At 69.5% G+C, this 18,150-nt stretch carries 11 protein-coding genes; 3 read left to right on the forward strand and 8 right to left on the reverse strand.

What is annotated here, in order from left to right; translation table 11 throughout:
* Positions 1–577: 577 nt before the first annotated feature.
* Genes ACWF79_RS06260 through ACWF79_RS06270 form a run of 3 tightly spaced genes read left to right on the forward strand, consistent with a single transcriptional unit; the run spans position 578 to position 7,206 of the window.
* Positions 578–6,727 (forward strand): DNRLRE domain-containing protein, encoded by a 6,150-nt coding sequence (locus ACWF79_RS06260; protein WP_453726860.1) that lies wholly within the window; start codon positions 578–580, stop codon positions 6,725–6,727.
* 54 nt (positions 6,728–6,781) lie between these two features.
* Positions 6,782–7,015 carry a hypothetical protein gene (locus ACWF79_RS06265; protein WP_453726861.1) on the forward strand — a complete coding sequence of 78 codons (234 nt, stop codon included), beginning with the start codon at positions 6,782–6,784 and terminating at the stop codon, positions 7,013–7,015.
* A 29-nt stretch (positions 7,016–7,044) separates the two neighbouring features.
* Positions 7,045–7,206: a hypothetical protein gene (locus ACWF79_RS06270; protein WP_453726862.1), complete on the forward strand. Its 162-nt coding sequence runs from the start codon at positions 7,045–7,047 to the stop codon at positions 7,204–7,206.
* Positions 7,207–7,944: 738 nt separating this feature from the next.
* Here ACWF79_RS06270 and ACWF79_RS06275 read toward each other — a convergent pair.
* From ACWF79_RS06275 to ACWF79_RS06310, 8 genes are all read right to left on the reverse strand, one after another.
* On the reverse strand, positions 7,945–9,126 hold the full coding sequence (locus ACWF79_RS06275; RefSeq protein WP_453726863.1) for a hypothetical protein: 1,182 nt from the start codon (positions 9,124–9,126) through the stop codon (positions 7,945–7,947).
* Positions 9,123–11,783 (reverse strand): hypothetical protein, encoded by a 2,661-nt coding sequence (locus ACWF79_RS06280; protein WP_453726864.1) that lies wholly within the window; start codon positions 11,781–11,783, stop codon positions 9,123–9,125. Before ACWF79_RS06280 ends, ACWF79_RS06275 begins: the two co-directional genes overlap by 4 nt.
* On the reverse strand, positions 11,783–14,350 hold the full coding sequence (locus ACWF79_RS06285) for an ATP-binding protein (protein ID WP_453726909.1): 2,568 nt from the start codon (positions 14,348–14,350) through the stop codon (positions 11,783–11,785). Before ACWF79_RS06285 ends, ACWF79_RS06280 begins: the two co-directional genes overlap by 1 nt.
* A gap of 9 nt (positions 14,351–14,359) precedes the next feature.
* Positions 14,360–15,040, reverse strand: a complete 681-nt coding sequence (locus ACWF79_RS06290; RefSeq protein ID WP_453726865.1) for a hypothetical protein — start codon at positions 15,038–15,040, stop codon at positions 14,360–14,362.
* Positions 15,037–15,381: a hypothetical protein gene (locus ACWF79_RS06295; RefSeq protein WP_453726866.1), complete on the reverse strand. Its 345-nt coding sequence runs from the start codon at positions 15,379–15,381 to the stop codon at positions 15,037–15,039. Before ACWF79_RS06295 ends, ACWF79_RS06290 begins: the two co-directional genes overlap by 4 nt.
* Positions 15,381–16,379, reverse strand: coding sequence for a conjugal transfer protein (locus ACWF79_RS06300; protein ID WP_453726867.1), 999 nt, complete (start codon positions 16,377–16,379; stop codon positions 15,381–15,383). Before ACWF79_RS06300 ends, ACWF79_RS06295 begins: the two co-directional genes overlap by 1 nt.
* Before the next feature lie 92 nt (positions 16,380–16,471).
* Entirely contained in the window at positions 16,472–16,702 is a 231-nt protein-coding gene (locus ACWF79_RS06305) for a hypothetical protein (RefSeq protein ID WP_453726868.1), read from the reverse strand.
* A 110-nt stretch (positions 16,703–16,812) separates the two neighbouring features.
* Positions 16,813–17,634, reverse strand: a complete 822-nt coding sequence (locus ACWF79_RS06310) for a hypothetical protein (protein ID WP_453726869.1) — start codon at positions 17,632–17,634, stop codon at positions 16,813–16,815.
* Between the last annotated feature and the right edge of the window lie 516 nt (positions 17,635–18,150).

Genomic DNA, 18,150 nt, shown 5'->3' on the forward strand with positions numbered 1-18,150 from the left:
TGTTCGAGTACGCCGCGACCACCCGGGCAGTGGTGCTCTCCGAGCGGCCAGGCGAGCGGAAGCGCTGCACCTGCTTGACCTGACCGATCCGGTGTGGCGAGCGTTCCGGTTGCGGCCGTGGCAAGGACGAGGACCGTCGACCATGAGACATCGAACAGCTCTTCACGGCCAAGCTGGAGGAGATCGCAGCCGAGGATGCCCAACAGGCGCCCGCCCCAGGCCCGGCCAACTGAGTGGGATACCGGAGTCGGACTGCGGCAACCGTGACTTCCTGTTTCCGATCTCCAGGGGGTCAGCCGGCTTCCGGGGCCGGTTCGATTGCCGGGCGAGGCGGTGGAGTTCGTCGCCCAGCAGGTACAGGTACCTGCGGTCGAGCTGGGCGCGTACGAGTGGACGCGGCCCGACGATTCAGTACCACGCCGCGCGCAGATCCGCGGGTTGCCCTGAATGACGCAATTCAGTGCATTCGGGGCACTGGGATCCTGGCGATCCCAGTACCGGGTCTCACAAAATCTTTACATCGGAATATGATCCTCCGCTAGCCGCATATGCGGCTGCTAAGGGAGGGGATTTGACCATGAGTGAGCACATAACGCCACCAGGCTGGGTGGGGGGCCGGTGGCTGACGATGAAGGCCCTGCCCCGAATAGCGCTTGCGGTTGCCGGGATTCTGGTTGCTGAGACGGCGGTTGTCATCGCTACCACGGGCGAGGCGGTTGCACTGCCCTCACCGCCGGTTACTGAGAAGCCTGTCTACGCGACCGCGGCGTCGGATCTAGCGTCGGCTCAGGTTGCTGCCCGCCTATCGGGCAAGCGGGTGGAGGCGCTGTCGGCGCGCACCGAGTCGTCGACGACGTGGGCAAATCCCGATGGCACGGTCACGCTCGATGCCGCGTCGGGACCGGTTCGGTTCCGTGATGGCTTGACGGGCCAGTGGCGGGACATTGACGTCGACCTGGCGAAGATGGTGGACGGCACTGTCGCAGCCAAGGATCACCCCCTGAGGCTGAAGCTGGCTGGGAAGACGCCGGCAACACAGGCGGCGAGGGTGATGTCGTCCGGCGATGCCGGCGACGCACGGACCACGCCCGTTCCGCTGGTGACGCTGGATGCCGGCGAGGGTCGTGAGCTGGGTCTGTCGTGGCGCGGTGTGCTGCCGGAGCCCTCGGTGTCGGGCACGAAGGCCCGATACGCCGACGCGCTCACGGCGACTGACCTGATCATCGAGTCGACCCGCACGGGATTCGAGCAGTTCCTTGAGCTGAAGGACCGCTCCGCGATCGACGCGAACGGCTCGGTGACGCTGACGCTGAACGCCGAGGGAATCGAGGCGCGGGCGAACGCGGATCGTTCGGTGACCTTCCTCGATACGAAGTCCGGCAAGCGGGTGGGCGTACTGCCGGCGCCGGTGATGTGGGACGCGTATGTGGACCCGAACTCCGGAGAACACACGCGGCGGGCTGATGTCGGCCTGAAGGTGACGCAGAGCGGTGGAACGGTCGATCTGACCCTGACGCCGGACGCGGACTTCTTGGCCGATCCTGAGACAAAGTTCCCGGTCACAGTCGACCCGGCGGTGAACATCGGGCCGAGTTTCGACACGTTTGTCCAGCAGGGCTACACGACGGACATGTCGTCCTCGACGGAGCTGAAGCTCGGCAACAACGGCTCTGGCCAGATCGCGCGGTCGTTCCTGCACTTCCCGATGGCGCAGATCACGGGCAAGCAGATTCTGAGTGCGAAGCTGAACCTGTGGGAGTTCCACTCCTGGTCGTGCACCCCGAGCAACTGGGAGGTCTGGGACACCGGGCACGCTTCGACCAGCACCCGTTGGACCAGCACGCTGCCGAGCTGGAACAACAAGTGGGCGACGTCGACAGCCACGAAGGGCTATTCGTCGTCGTGCGGTGACGGCTGGGTGTCCCAGGACATCAAGACCCTGGCGGCGGCCTGGGCGGCCAACGGCAACGGCAGTAACGCGATGGGCATCAAGGCCACGACCGAGACGGACCCTTACTCGTGGAAGCGGTTCAACTCGGGCAATGCGGCCTCTAACACGCCGTATGTGTCAGTCACATACAACACGATCCCGGTCGCAGGTAACCCGATGACCGTCACCCCGGGGCGTAACGCTGCGGGCAAGAACTGGTCGACCTCGACGACGCCTGCGCTGACGTACGCCCTGAGCGACAAGGAGACCACCTTCCTGCGGACGAAGTGGGAGCTGTGGGAGGGGGCCACCAACCTGGAGGTCTACGACTCCGGCACCCAGGACCCTGTTGGAAGCACTGCCTCCCACACGGCCCCTGCGGGCAAGCTGGTCAACGGCCGGACGTACTGGTTCTGGGGCCGCGTCAGTGATGGCAGCGCCTGGTCGAACTGGACGCCGAAGTACTACTTCACGGTCGACACGAGTAAGCCGGCCACGACCGCCGTCTCTTCCGTTGATTTTCCGGCCAACACCTGGTCGGGCACTTCGGACGCGAACGGGAACTTCTCCGGCTCGTTCACCTTCACCCCGCCCACGAGCGACGTGACGGCGGTGGAGTACAAGCAGGACTCAGGGACCTGGACGTCGGCCGCCACGACCGGGGCCGCTGTCAGCAAGACCCTGTCGTTCGCCGCGGGCAAGCACACCGTTACCGCCCGCACCGTGGACCCGGCCGGCAACGTGTCGGCGGAGTCGTCGTACGTGTTCTACGCCGGTTCGGGCGCAGCACTGCTGACCCCCGGACAGGGCGAGCGTCCTGCCCGGCGTGTGGGTCTGTCGGCCGAGGGCTTGACCTCCTACACCGGCGTGACCTACCAGTACCGCCGTGGTGAGATGGACACGTGGAAGGACGTTCCGGTCGCCGACGTGCGGCAGGGTTCTGACACGATTTCCGGCTGGCCGGTGGGCGTCTCGAACGGTAAGCCCGCAGGCTTGACCTGGAACGTCACCGACACGCTGGCCGAGGACGGTCCGATCGAGGTCCGCGCCGCGTTCACTGAAGGCACGCCGTCCACGCCGGTGTACTCGCCGGTGAACGAGATCACCGTGGACCGCAACGCGGGCACGGCGCCTTCGGAGGAGGCGGGCCCTGGATCGGCGAACCTGCTGACCGGTGACTACAGCCTGTCGGCGACCGACACGTCGCTGTTCGGTCTGTCGGTGTCGCGTACTGCCTCCTCGCGCCGCCCGGATGCCGGTGCGAAGCAGGACGGCCAGGCTGCGATCTTCGGTCCGCAGTGGACGTCCGGCACGGTCGCGGAGCTGACCGACTCGGACTGGGCGTTTGTGAGGAAGACCTCGGCGACCTCGGTCGCTCTGGTCGACTCTGAGGGCGAGGAGCTCGGCTTCACCGCCACCACTGGTGGTGGCTGGAAGTCGGAGCCGGGCGCCGAGGACATGACCTTGACCGGCTCGCTGACCGGTTCCTTCACGATGAAGGACACCGAGGGCACGGTCACGGTCTTCACCAAGCCGGATGCCGCTGCTACGTCGTGGCAGGTCGCCTCCAGCACCATGGATGGACTTGCGCAGTCCACAACCACGGTGATCTCCGAGACCGTGACTGTGGACGGCAAGAAGCTCGCCCGCCCGAAGCTGGTCATCGCGCCCACCTCGGCCGCCTCCGCCACCACGTGCACGGCGACGCCGTCGACGAAGGGCTGCCGCGCTCTGGAATTCGTCTACGCCACCGCCACCACCAGGACCGACGCGGCGTTCGGTGACGTGGCCGGTCAGGTGAAGGAGATCCGGGCCTGGTCGACCGAGCCCGGTGCTGCTGCGGCGACATCCAAGTCGGTGCAGAAATATCAGTACGACGGGTCTGGCCGCCTGCGCGAGACGTTCAACCCGCAGATCAGCCCCGCGCTCACAACCTTCTATGGCTACGACGCGGCGGGCCGTGTCACCGGCCTGACCCCGCCTGGTCAGTTGCCGTGGTCGTTCACCTACGGCAAGGCGGGCAGCGCCGCCACCGCTGGTGACGGCATGCTGCTGAAGGTCAACCGTGCCGGTCTGAAGCAGGGCACCACCAGCACGCCAGAAGGTACGTCGTCCACGAGCGTCGTCTACGACGTGCCGCTGACCGGCGACAACGCCCCGTACAAGATGGGTCCCGCCGACGTGACGGCGTGGGGTCAGAGCGACGCCCCCACTGACGCGACCGCGGTCTTCCCGGCCGATGCGGTTCCGTCGGCGAATTCCGGCGACCAGCTGGCCGCTGGAGACTACGGCCGTGCCTCGATCACCTACACCAACGCCTCCGGGCGGGAGGTGAACGCAATCGACCCGGGTCGGAACGTCACGACCACCGAGTACGACCGCTTCGGCAACACCTTGCGTAAGCTGACCGCCGGCAACCGGGCTCTTGCCCTGGGCGGCACGGCGGCAGACCAGGCCACCCTGACCGACCTCGGCATCATCGGCCTGGCCACCCAGGATCGGGCCGACCTTCTCTCCACGACGTCCGTCTACGACACCAAGGGACTACGGGAACTCGAGGAGTTCGGCCCGCTGCGCCGCATCTCGCTGACCGGCACCGGCGAGTCCGCCGTGGCCCGCGCCTGGACAGTCAACGAGTACGACGCCAGCCGTCCCACCGATGGCACCGCGACGGTCGAGAACCAGGTCACCAAGGTCACCACCGGTGCCCAGATTCTGGGAACCACAACCATGACCGATGCCCGCGTCACCCAGACCCGCTACGACTGGGCCAAGGGCATGCCGGTCAAGACGATCAGGGATCCGGCCGGACTCGCCATCACCGAGACCAGTGAGTACGACAGTCAGGGCCGTGTCACCAAGCAGCTGTTGCCCGGCGCCACCGGCACTGACGCGGCAACGCGAGTGACCACGTACTGGTCCGCGACCGGCACCGGCACCTGTCAGGGCCGCCCGGAGTGGGCCGACCTGGTCTGCTCCACCGGATCCGCCGGCGCCATCACTGGCGGCGGTACCCACCCGACCGAGCTTCCGGTCACCACCACCGAGTACGACTGGTGGGGTAACCCGGCCAAGGTCACCGAGACCGCGAACGCTGTCACCCGCACCACGACCAACACCTACGACACCGCGGGCCGGCTCACCAGAACGGCGATCACCGGCGGAATCGGGCAGGCGGTCCCGGAGTCGACGACCGAGTACGACCCGGTCACCGGCCAGCTGGTCAGGACCGTCTCGCCGACTGGTGGGACCATCACGAAGACGTACGACCAGCTCGGCCGACTCGTCACCTACACCGACGCCGACGGCGGCAGAACGACGACCGAGTACGACCTGCTGAACCGTCTGGTCAAGACGACCGACACAGCACCGTCCACCATCACCTACACCTACGACACCGCCCTCGAGCCCCGCGGCCTGGCAACCTCCACCACGGACTCGGTCGCCGGCACCTTCGCCGCCACCTACGACGCCGACGGCTCCGTCGCCGCCGAGAAGCTGCCGGGCGGATACACCCTCACCATCACCGAGGACAGTGCCGGAGCCACCACGTCCCGGGTCTACACCCGTGATAGTGACGGCCAGATCGTCGTCTCCGACACGGTCGAGAAATCCGTCCACGGCCAGGCCACCGAGCACACCGGGTGGTCCTCACAGAACTACACCTACGATGCCACCGGCCGTCTGATCGGTGTCGCGGACAACAATGGTGACGTCTGCACAACGCGGACCTACGCCTTTGACGAGCGCACCAACCGCACCTCCCTGACCGCCGCCCAAGGCGCCGCGGGCGTCGGCTGCCCCACCAGCGGAGGAACCACCACCACCCACACCTACGACAGCGCCGACCGTCTCATCGCGACCGGCTATGTCTACGACGCCTTCGGCCGTGTCACGTCGCTGCCCGGCAGCCAGATCGGCTACTACGCCAACGACCTGGTCCACCAGCAGACCAGCGGCACCCAGCGCCAGACCTGGCAGCTCGATGCCAATCAGCGCCTGCGTTCCTGGACCGTCGAAGAGAACGCCGCTGGCGTCTGGGGCCAGACTGCGGCGAAGGTCAACCATTACGACAGCGACGGCGACAACCCCCGGTGGATCACCGAGAACACCACCGACGGCGCCATCAGCCGCAACGTCGATTCGGCCTCCGGCGACCTCGCCGCCACCACAAGCAATGGGGGCAACACCGTCCTGCAGTTGACCAGCATCCACGGCGATGTTGCCCTCCAGCTCCCGCTGGATGTGGCCGATGCCCCGCTGGTCTTGGAGAACGATGAGTACGGCAACCCCCGCACCGGCCAGCCCGCCGCCCGATACAACTGGCTCGGCGGCAAACAGCGCTCCAGCGAGACCCTCACTGGACTCATGCTCATGGGCGTTCGCCTGTATGCCCCGAGCACAGGCCGGTTCCTCTCGGCAGATCCGGTCTACGGCGGCAACTCCAACGCGTTCGAGTACTGCGACGCGGACCCGGTCAACTGCATCGACCTGGACGGCCGCGACGGCGGTCTCCAGGAGGCCGAAGGCCTGGAGGGCAAGGAGAAGCTGAGTAAGAAGGAGAAGGACGCCTACTATCGGAAGAACGCTGGCAAGCCGTACAACGCCTCCGATTACAAGAAGGCGATGCAGAAGATCAAGGCGAACCAGAAGTACAACGGCTCGCGGAACAAGCAGAAGCGGAAGAGCCACTACAACGCCAGGGTCGGCAAGGGCTTCAAGTGGTCCCTGCGTTGGGGCAAGCGCTTCAGCCGCCGCTGGGGCTGGCGCATCGCCCTCTTCGCCAACCCGTTCTAGCACCACGCCTTGGAGGAACCGATGGCTCGAAGGAGCCGTAACCACAAGCTGAGTATGAGAGCCACGAAGAAGGACATGTGGACCACTCACCACTTCAGCCTTGGGATCCCCGCCGGCAGCGGCCACGGCATCGCCGACCTGCTGCACACTGCGGCGAACAGGATCGAGAAGCTGGGCGAGAAGTGGGATGTGCTCGCGGTCGGGGTAGGTGGGCTGGACTCGGAGGATCCGAACTCGACCACCTACGTCACCGTATTCGCGGACCCGGTGAATCGGAGCAGCGAATGAGTGCCGGGACGGGGCGGACCCTTCGCGTCGTGGTCCACGGAGACGCGGACGACGACAGCCCCGTCTCCGCTCTGCGCAGAGCTGCCGCTCTGATCTCCGAAAGGAAGGAGCAGCGGGTTGTCGATGTGACGTTCGAGTACGACGTCATGAACCTTCGCTGGAAGGGATCCCTGTACTTCACCGACGGGTGAGAGACCGGTAGGGATAAGAAGTGACCAGATGGGCCGGGCGGCCGAGCGCCGCCCGGCCCTTCCTCGTCACTCGTACGCAGAGGGGGGCGGCAGCTTGCCCCCTGGCGATGTGACGTGCGCAGCAGTCGAGAGGGGTGCCCCTCCGGCGACTTTTGCTCCTTTGCGAATGCTGGAGACACACTCTTGTTGGAACCGCGTGTCGGGTCGCTTGAACCCAACGCGGCGTTGTGCCGGGTGAACCAGGTCCTTACGCCTCCCGCGCCGGCGTCTGCCCAGTCCGGGCCTTGCACCCGGGCCGGGAGGGCCCTATATCCCCTGTCCGCCAGGTCCACGCCGCTGGCCACCGGATCCTCGACGAGGGCCTCAGCCTCGAATCGATAGGCGACCCTCTGACCCGCATGGCCGAGCCCGCTGGGTTCGACACTCACCGGCCACAGCAGCGCCAGGCCGAGAAGCAGGGTGGCTGAGTGCCTGGGGTGAGGATGATTCAGCGCCACCGCGAGGTCGACGACGGGTTCAGCGAGATGCCCGCCGGGATCCCCTCCTGCGAGTCGCGCCGCTCGGGACGAGGTGATGACCCAGCGCGCGGCGACCGTGCCATGCCCGTACCCAAGGCGTGTGCCGCGCCGAGTGCCATGCGCCGGGCCAACACCATGGGCCCGGTGACGCCTGAGGCACGTACGGGTGGGACCTCACTCAGCAGCGACCCGGCCAGCGCATCGAATTTTGGGATTGCCGTCAGCCGCCTTTGGGAAAGTGGGGCGGCGCCCAGCCAAGATACGTGGCGCCCCACACGGTTTCGATGTCGGTGGCGTCGACGACGTCGATGTAGCCGCTGCGGCGGATGTCGTTGGAGGCGATCTTCCCGCCGCCAAGATGGACCGCGACGTGACCGGCCCGCTTGCCAGTGTCCCAGTACATCAGCGCACCGGGCGGGGGAGTGCGGTCGCGGTCGTGGCGCATGGCGGCGGGCATCTGCCGGTAGTGGTCGATGGCGTACTGGACGCCTGAGTAGGACCAGCCGTAGGTGCGGGCGACGAACGCGAGGCAGGCCCGGTACCACTTCTGGCCTCCACCCGCGGCTTCCTGGCGGGCCCAGGCGATGGCCGCCGCCGTGGAGTAGGGGTTCTTGACCCCTGGGGGCCAGTTCGCGGCGCCGTCGTGGAAGGCCGCACCGCCGCCCGGTGCTGCACCGGCCGGGCCGGAGCCGGAGGGGGTGAGCTGGTCGTAGGCGTGGATGTGGCCGATCACCTCGTCGGCGTATGCCGAGGACTGGTTGTAGCGCAGGACGGCCCGGCGGAGTTGGGCGTCGTCGGTGAGGTTGCTGCTGCCGGTTCCGCAGAGGTAGACGGCCGTGGCCTGGGCTGCGTCGAAGATGTTGTGCGGGTCCCTGACGCCGTCGCCGTTGCCGTCCTGGCCGGAAGGACCGTGCCAGGTGGAGGGGATGAACTGCATCGGCCCCACTGCCCGGTCGTAGAGGGTGTCGCCGTCCAGAACACCGTGGTCGGTGTCGCTGTGCACGCTGGTGTTCCCGCCGGCCCCCGATCCGTTGAGTCGCACGCCGTAGATCCTGGGCGTCACGCTGCCGTTCGCCGCGATGGTGCGTCCGGCGGCGTGGCCGGACTCGACCTTGCCGATGCCGGCGATGACGGACCAGCGCATCCCGGCGCACTTCGGGCGGAGCGCGGTGATGGCGTATGCGGCTTTGACGTAGGCGTTGAGGACTACTGGGCCGATCCCGGGGTCGCTGGACGGGGCCGTGCCGGTCGGTCCCTGGGCAAAGCCCACGGTTTCCTCCTCGTGGCCGGCGGCCCCGTTGGCGACGGCGGCGATGAAGAGGATGAGCAGTCCGACGACGGCGGCGAGCGGGGCGAGGAGGGCCGAGCCGATCGTGAGGGCCGTCTTCGCCTGCGCGCTCACGGCCGTCCCCGGCGGCGGCGCGGCGCCGGATTGGGCGCGGGCGTCGGACGGGCCGGGCGGGCCGGGCGTGGCACGGCCGAGGGCGGCATCTGCGGGGGAGATGCAGCCGGGGGCTGCTGGGTCCGGACGCGGTGCAGCCGCTGCCGGAGCATGGCCTGCGCCGCTCCGGCCGGAGGCTGCACGACGCGCGGCGGCGCCAGGCGGCGGCGTATGGCGGGCGCGGCAGGAGCGGAAGCGGGTGCCGGTGCAGGTGTGTGCGGGCGGGGTGCCGGACGCGGGCGCCGTGCGGGCGGAGGGGGCGGGTAGGGGCCCGGGCGGCGCGGCGCGCTGTAGCGGCCCAGTCCGCCCCGGCCGGTCACGATCCGGCCGAGCGAGCGCAGATTGTGGGTGTACTCCCCGCCGAAGTCCGCAGCCGGCGCCACCACGTTCTGGTGTATCGACTGGATCGTCTGCTGCACATCCTGAACCGCACTGCCGGCCGCGGAGACGGCCCGGCCGGGCAGGGATGCGGCGGCGGCGCCGACCCGGCGGGCGGCACGCGGCCCGTACACCGGCAGGCCCACGGTCGCCTTGAGCCCGAACGCGGTGGTCTTCGCTGCGCCCTTGGCGCCGGCCGCTGCGGTGCGGCCGGCGAGTTTCGCTGTCCCGGCAACAGCGCGGCCGGTTCCGCGCAGGGCCCGCCCGCCGAGGCTGGCGGCCAGTCGGCTCGTACCTGCCCCGCCGATTCCGACGGTCGCGCTGGCGCCGCCGGTCGCGGCAAGCGCGCCGAGCATGAGCCCGCCCATCAGCAGCTTCTTGCCCATGCCAGCACGCTTCGGCTGGCCGAGGTCGGACGAAGTGGCCGCCCCGCCGGCGATGCTGCTGCCGACGCGGGCCCGGGCCCTCATGCTCAGGCTGCGGGTGGCGAGAGTCAGGCGCTTGCGGTAGCGGAAGGCGCCGATGACGACGCAGTCCAGGACGACGAAGCGGATGGTGATCCCGCCGGGGATGTCGGCGTCGGAGGCGTTGAGGACGGCGTTGACGACGACGATGAACACCGCGATGGCGGTGATGGAGACGATCAGGAGCGCCAGGGCGCGGGCGATGGCGGTCGCGCGGTCCCAGAGCCAGCCGCGCCCCGGGCCGGGCAGGACACCGACGGCGAGCGCGACCTTCGCGATCATCGCCTCGAGGGCGATCTGCAGTTGGGCGAATAGGAAGCTGAACGTCAGCGTGATCATGAAGAAGCAGGTCAGGAACGCGGCGATGACCATGAAGAAGGCCCCGCCGACCTTCTCCATGCTGGCCTTCTTGGCCGACGCGGCGCCGTCCTTGACGCACGAGGCTTCGAACTTCTTCAGCGGCCCCTTGGCTGCGAGCTTCTCGCGGATGACGGTTTCGGCGGGCTGGGTCGTCGCGTCCACGAGGTCGCTGAGGGTGCCGCCGATGAAGGGGACGTCCTTGGCGAACTTGTTGTCGGCGGCCAGGATCTCGTCGACCTTCTGGTCGAAGACGGCCTGGGAGATCCGGGACTGGCGGAACAAGGTCCCGCACTTGGCGCCACGGCCGTTCTTCGGGTCCTCGAAGGTCCGCCCGTAGGAGAGCATCATCGCCGGGCGGGCGACGAACGCGTCGACCAGGGCGTCGGTGATGGGCCGGGCGATCGAGCCGGCCGAACTGCGCACCCGCTGCCCGACCGTGGTGCCCTGCCCGGGCTTCTCCCACGTGTTGCCCGCCGTCGTTGTGGCGGTGCTGCCCGTGTCGATGGCCTCCTTGTCCAGGACGAGCGCGGCGGTTTCCACGGCCAGGTTGCGGACTGCGGCGACGGCGCCGTGGTCCTTGGACAGCAGCATCTGGGGCGGCGAGGCGAGCGCGCCGACGGCGAGCGCGGAGATGACCATCGCCGCGGCCATCTCGCCCCAGCCGCGGGCCCGGTTGCCGAACAGCAGGTGCCAGGACGCCACCACGGCCGAGAATGTCAGGAACAGGCCGGGCAGACCCAACTGCATGATCACCCCGCCATACAGCGACGTCGAGATCTGCAGAGCGGGCTTGAGCAGCAGGCCGGCCAGGGAGAACGACAGCGCCCAGGTGATCAGGAAGCAGGCGAAGGACACCAGCCACTTGTTGCCGAGGAACATCATCTCGACGAGGAAGTGCTCGACCTTGAGGTCCCAGTCGCTCCAGTCACCGGTGTCGGCATAGACGCGGTAGGCGGAGACGGGGATGTTATTGCGGTCGGTGACCTCGAACGCTGACAGCACCCCGCCCCGGGAGGCCTGGTTCTTGAGGTAGTTGTCCACCTCCTTGTCCCAGGCTTCCTTCGCTTTCTGCTCCTTCGCCTTCCGCTCGGCGGCCGCGTTCTTCTCCGCCTCCCTGCCGATCTCCTCCAGCGACTTGCCGTCCTTGGGCGGGTTGAAGACCGGAGGGGGCGCGAGCGGATTGTCCGGATCGACCGGCGGCACCAGCTGCCGGGGCGCCGTCGCGGACGGGGTGGGCTCCGGGGCGGCCAAGGCCACGGAGGCCAGCGTCAGCGACGAGATGCTGGCGAGCATCAGCAGGACCACCGCGATCAGCAGAGCCCGGCCCGGCCGCGCCCACCGCACCACCGCGACGACACGGCTCCCGATACCCGCCCCCAGATGCTTCGCGCTCTGCACGAGAGGCCGCCGGGGCATCAGGCCGCCTGCCGGACGGGCTGGGAGTGAATGTTGTCGGCAGCCTGCTGGTCGGCGGGGATGACGACCTGCATGGTGCCGATCCGGCCGGTCAGATCACGGTGCAGGCACTCACCGGCCCGTGCGGCGCGTTCCGCATCGCTCATGTCCGGACGGTTGGGGGACAGGCCGGCGGTGACCAGGGTGAGCAGGTCCTCGTCCTCCGGGTTGCAGCCCAGGAACGCAAGGCCTCGCCGGGCGAGGTTCCGGTTGGTGTGCCTAAAGAGGAACTTGCGCGGAATCAGCCCGCGCAGGATCTGGCCCTTCTCGCTGGAGGAGGGGCCGATGTCGTCCTCGTCGTGACCGCCGAACCAGGCGCCCGCGTTGTGCTTGCGGCCGTCCTTGACCAGCTCGATCGCCAGGTCCAGGCCCTCGGGGGACGAGGTGAGCCACCAGGACTCGTCCCACACCGCGACCGCGAACTCGTCCGGCTGCGCATAGACGATCTTCCGGCAGAGGGCAGCGATCAGATACATCACCGCACGCCCGAACGTCTTCTCGAACTGCAGCTTCTCCAGACGGCCCGCCTCGAGCTCGCTCTTCGTCGGCAACGCCAGCGACGCGACGGCGAAGACCACACTGTCGGCCGTCGAGTTACGCACCACCGGCAGCGACTCGTCGAACACCGCGCGAGCGAGGTCCTTGCGGCGCACCGCCGCGAGCCGGCGCGCGGCCATCGCCGCGAACGCATCCCCGCCCGCGCCCCGGTTGACCAGCTCCTCGACCAGCACCCGCATCGAGGGGTGCGGCTCAAGCAGAACCGCCTCGATCGCCTCCGACAGGGCGATGCCCTCATCACTCATCGGCGCCAGCCCCAGAAGCAGGGTGAGGAACGACTCGGTGAACCGCTGCGCCTCCGAGGACTTGGTGAAGATCCGCAGCGGGTCCAGGGAGATCCGCGCCTGGTCGTCGATCGTGACGATCTCGGTCTCTCCGGGGCAGGCCTCGGCGAAGCGCACCCATTCCTGCTGCTCGGTCCGGTCCACCACCACGACCCGGCCCCGCGTCACACCGTGACGGCGCCGCCCGGCGGCGAGCACCGAGAACATGGCGCCCTTCATCCCCACCGACTTGCCGCTGCCCAGCTCACCGACCCACGCGGCCGCGGCCGACACGTTCTCCCTCGGGCCGCGCGACCAGTCGCACAGCACCGGACGAACCCCGCCGCTGGCCAACTGCAGCCCGTACAGGGGCCCGGTCTCGTCCCCCAGCGCGCTGCCTGTGAACGGGCCGGCCATCGCGAAGTCACGGGCGAGGAGGTACTGCGCGTACTGGGCCATCACCGATGGCGTGCGCGCGCCGGGCAGCATCCCGTACCAAAGACTCTCCTGCTCACCGCGCGGCCGGGCGAAGGTGTACTCGCCGCCGGCGAAGTGACCGGCCAGCTCACCCGCCCGCCGCTCCGCCTCCTCAGGCGTGCCGCCCCACACGCACAGCGCGGTCATCGCCCGCACTTCCACCTCGGTCTTGGAGGACGTCAACCGCTCGCGGAACTCATCCAGGCCCGAGGCCGCCTTGTCGACGCTGGCCGGCACCCCGGCCGTCTCCCCGTCGTACTCCTGGTACTGGTTGGCCAGCTCCCGCGCCTGGCGCCGGCTCTTGGCCTCCGCCTCCGCGCCGCCCGCCACCTGCAGACGCACCACCCAGTCCACCGGGAAGGAGAACTCATCGAGCTGGCCGAGATACTCCGAGCCGGGAAACGTGAACGCCTCGGGCATTTCCGCGAGCGCCAGCATCGCCTGGTACGACGGCCCCCACTCGGTCGTCACCTCCAGCCACCGCCGCGCGAACGGGTTCTCCCGCCTCCTCCCCGCTCGGCGCCCGCTCGCCGCCTCGCCGTCCTGGTCCTGCCCGGCCAGAAGGTGGCCGCCCTCGGCGAGGACCACCTGCCCCAGCGCGGCCGCTCCCCGCCCGCGCCCCCGCATCCGCCGCTCGCCCTCCGCACCGCCGGGCAGTACCGGCTCGACCAGGCCGCGCCGCGCACTGTGCCCGTAGATCCACAACACCTCGGCCGTCGAAGCGGGACGCAGCCCAATCCCTGACGGCCACATCGACACCAGGCGCTCCGCCTGCGCCAGGCGGTGCTCCTCCTCACGCGCAGATACCGGCCGGGGCAGCAGCCCCAGCGCCAGGGCGACCTCGGCGCGCGCGGCAGAGAACACCTCGCGCACCGACTCCCCCCGCTGCATCGGCAGGGGAAGCGCCAACCAGTCCGACCGCCCCGTCAGCTCCAATTGCTCCAGCTGGCCGCGCAGAACCTCAACACTCATCCGATAGCGCGGCGACGCCCCCAGGTCGATGTCCGCGCACATCTTGGCCACCACCGCGGCCGGGTCCACCGCCGGGCACAGGCTCAGCAGCATCGACTCCCCCCGCAACTGCTTGACCAGCGCCTCCAGATACCCAAGCCGCTGCTGCTTGGCCCGCCGCGACGCGTGAGCCGTATCAGCGCCTTGCACCCGAAAGACCGCCCAGACCGTCCCCTGCGTCGTCCACACGACGTTCCCGGCCACGTGCCGGATCGGCATCCGCACCGCTCACACCCCCCGCCCATCCGTACGCACCTCGCGAATGCCGGCACGTTCCTGACGCAACGCCAAAAGACCCGCGGCCACCGCAACCGGCCGACCGCCCACCGTTCCCGAGGAAGAAGCGACCTCCCCGGCCGAAGCCGGAGCAGCCAGGTTCACCTGCTCCTCGACCACCTGCCGCTCGTCGTGCCGAGGCGCCGCCGCCCGCGAGCGACGGCTTGCCCGCCGCGCCTCCGCGTGGTCCGAAGAACCGGCCGCTCGTGTCCAGGTCAGGCTGCACACGCCGACCAGCGGCCGATAGCGGCCCAGGGACTTCACCGGCCTTCCGCCGAGCCGCCCCCCGGCCGGCGCCATCACAGCACCGCCCGCACTCACCGCGACCAGAAGCGGATTCCGCCCGTCAATGTGGACATGCCGCACCACCAGCGACAGCACATACGGCACACCGATCGCGATCACGAAGTTCACCAGCCCGAAGTGCGCCCACAGCCCGCGCGTCAGCATCAAGACCGCGAACACCACCGCGATCACGATCACCTGCGGCACCGTGTACGGGCCGCCCCAGATCGGCTTCCGGCCCCCCGGCCACTTCCCGATCATCAGCGGATGCCGGCGCGCCTTCGTGTAGCACCGGCCAACCAGCACCTCATCCTCAGCCGCCGAGCCTCTCGAAGTCGCGGCGCTCACAGCACCTCACCGCCAGACGCCGACCCATCGGCCGGATCCACGCCCCGCACGATCGCCGGCCCGCGCCCCTCCGTCACCGACGGCACACCACCCCCGCCCGGCTTGATGGTCTCCCCGACACTGTCGCGGAACGCCACCGCGTTCATCACCGCGTACCACAACGCCGCCGCCCCCAGCAGAGCCGCGCCCGCGGCCAGCACCGACTTCGACTTGCTCCACGTGGTGATCACCGCCACCACCACCATCACGGACATCACCGTGCCGACCAGCAGATCCCGGATCCGTCCGCCCAGCCCCTCGGCATCGGTGAGCGCATCCGCCAGCACCACCAGGTTCCCCATCAGTTGCTCCCTTCCTTCGTCGCACCAGAACCAGCAGGCACAGCAAGGAGAGGGGCCGCCTCGACGGCCTCCACCTCCCACCGCCCATCGCGCGCCTTCAACGCGACCGCATACGTCAGCGGCCGTTCCACCCCTGCGTGATCAACCGCCGTGACGTCCACCAACAGCCGTCGCTGGGTTCCATCCGCAATCTCCGCGCCCTCCGGGAAGGCCGCCCCCGGCGCGTTCGTCCCGTACTCCGCGATCCGCCCCAACGCCACCGACGCATACGGCGCCGGCACGATCGACGCCAGCGCGCTGCCGGGGGGCATGTACCGGTCCAACTCGCCCTTCCCCGCCAGATACGAGGCGAAGAAGCCCCCGAGCGTCCGCACCCCCGCATCCGCCTCGCTGGGCCCCGAGCCTTGCCCGTATGCGAGCGCGGGCGCCTTCCCGACCGAGGGCGCACCCACCTCCGCAGGCAGGGAAACCGCCGTGAGCGCCCCCGCAGGCCCGGACCGCACCGGCACCCGGAAATACCTCAGCACTTCCGCTTCGGCCTTCCCCTGCGCCTCGGTTCCTGTTGCCGAGGCGTCCTTGGCAGGGTGGACACGAGCGGCGACCGTCACCGACCAGTAGCCGTCCGAGACGGCACGCACCCGCACCGCCGCGACCTGCTCCACCACCTGGCTCCCGGGATCGGCAGAGAGCACCACCGACTTCGCGTCCGGCAAGAAGGCCGCGAGAGAACCCTCCGCCCCTTCGCCGGCCTCCAGGTACGCGCAAACGAACAACTCCGCGAACCCGCTCGGACCGGCCGAGGTATCCACGACCGCGCCTGCGACCCGCTCCGGCGCAGCCGCACCCACCGCGACCTCCGGCCGTGCCAGTAGCGCCCATGCCCCCAGCGCCGGCCCGGCCAGCAGCAGCACCCACGCCCCCCGCTGCAACACCGTCACCGCGTTCGCCGCGGCCCCCAGAGAACCCACCGCCCACCCGCTGGCCTCCACCGGCAGCACCGCCGACTCCTCCGCCGACCGACGCCGGCCCCGAGGCCCGGACTGTCCGCCTGCATGCCCACGCCCGCGGGCCGAGCCATCCATCCGGCGCCTCACGACAGCGCCTCCCTCAGCCGCGCCGCACGCGTCAGCCGGGTCTGCTCCGGCAGCTCCGCCCACCGGGCAAACGCCTCACGAGCACACGGAGCCTCCTCACGCAGATAGCAGCGCATCGCCTCTTCCGTGTCCGGCGAGAACGGCGCGACCTCCAACAAGGCGACCAGATCCAACAGCCGACGGCGGGCCCGCACCAGCACCGCCTCATCCGACACCCTCTCCACCACAGCCGACTCCTTCAGTACCGGCTCACCGGCGGCCGATCCGCCGTGCCACCCCCGCAAGGAGCCGCCCCGGCCCGAACGTGACACCCACGCCCACGACAATTCAGAGAACTTCACGCCGCCTGCACCCACTGCTCGGCGACCGCCCGCAGCCGAGCAGCACTCCGGCTGCGCCGCTTCCGCCACGTCACCGCCGACACCCCCGCCTGCTCCGCCGCCGACCGAGCCTCCTCGCGTGCCTCGCCCGCGATCTGCTGCGCCCGCGCCCGGGGCAGCAGACCCTCCTGCACCCCCCACAGCAGCAGCTCGGCCAGCTCGGCCTGCGCCGGCTCCAACTCCCCGAAGCCCTCCGACAACCCACCGGCCACGGCCTGCTCCAGCAGCGCATTGCGGCACGCGGTCTCCGCGACGTTCTCGGCACCCGGAAGCTCCAACAGCGCCGAGTCCCACTCCAGGCCCTGCGGATCATCTACCCGCAGCTCCCGGCTCGCCCGGTGCAACGTCTCCAACAACAGGTTCGCGGCGACCTTCTGACGCCGGTGCAGCGGATAGGAGCGCACCACCCCATACAGGCTCGCCACCACGACCTGCCCCACCTCGTCGAAGTCCCGCCCGGGCCGCAGCAACGAGAGCGTCATCTTCACCGCCCCGTCCAACATCGCCTGGACCACCACCCGAGCCGCCAGCCGCGCCTCCGCGCCCTCGCCCGACGCCTCCGCCAGAAGGGCCCTCATCCACCAGTCGCTGTGCTCACGGCCCAACCGCCGGTCTCGCACGCCGATCCAGCCGAGCAGTTCCTCCAACTCCGTGGGGCCCTCGCCCCGGCGCACTGCGCCGGCCTGCTCCAGCCAGCCCCGCACCCGCGCACCCGAGCCCGGCTCGGCACACACCAGCGCCCACTCAGCGTTCAGTCCCTTGAAGACACGGATGTCCACGACACGGCCCCACTTTCTCGATCACGTGTCGTTGACTGTCCTCAGCAGCCCTGACCCAGAAAGTGACCCAGAGCTACAAAACCGCAGGTCAAACGGTTGCCCAATCGGAAACCCGGCCCCGAACCCCCACCGGGTCACCCCTCCCAGCCCTCTGGGTCACCATCCGGCGCGCAGACGAGTCACTCCGGTTCCGCTTATCCGCGGCCGCTCACCCGAGCCAATCGACCCGAAAGGTGAATCCGGCTCTCCCCCTCGCCACGTGACCCAGCTGCCGCTCCGCGCTGCCCTTTGTCGCATCGCATCGGGACCTGGACCGGCCCCACCCGCTGCGCCACGTGCACCAGGGGGCCGGGCCATCTGCGCTTCGATCATGCCGCCCTTCGCGGTGGGCTGCGCGCTGCGCGCTCACGCCACCGGACCGCGTTCCGAGCTGGGTCTGGCTGCTTACCGCCCCGCTCCTCGTTCTGCAGGCCGTGGGTGACCTGACGGTGCACCTTCTGCCCGACGTTCCCCTGG

The organism is Streptomyces sp. NPDC054975 (assembly GCF_053609105.1).

Excerpts from the sequence above, each read along its gene's own strand:
- ACWF79_RS06260 (WP_453726860.1), top strand. The coding sequence starts at position 578 with ATGAGTGAGCACATAACGCCACCAGGCTGGGTGGGGGGCCGGTGGCTG.
- ACWF79_RS06265 (WP_453726861.1), top strand. The coding sequence starts at position 6,782 with ATGAGAGCCACGAAGAAGGACATGTGGACCACTCACCACTTCAGCCTT.
- ACWF79_RS06280 (WP_453726864.1), bottom strand. The coding sequence starts at position 11,783 with ATGCCCCGGCGGCCTCTCGTGCAGAGCGCGAAGCATCTGGGGGCGGGT.
- ACWF79_RS06285 (WP_453726909.1), bottom strand. The coding sequence starts at position 14,350 with ATGCCGATCCGGCACGTGGCCGGGAACGTCGTGTGGACGACGCAGGGG.
- ACWF79_RS06295 (WP_453726866.1), bottom strand. The coding sequence starts at position 15,381 with ATGGGGAACCTGGTGGTGCTGGCGGATGCGCTCACCGATGCCGAGGGG.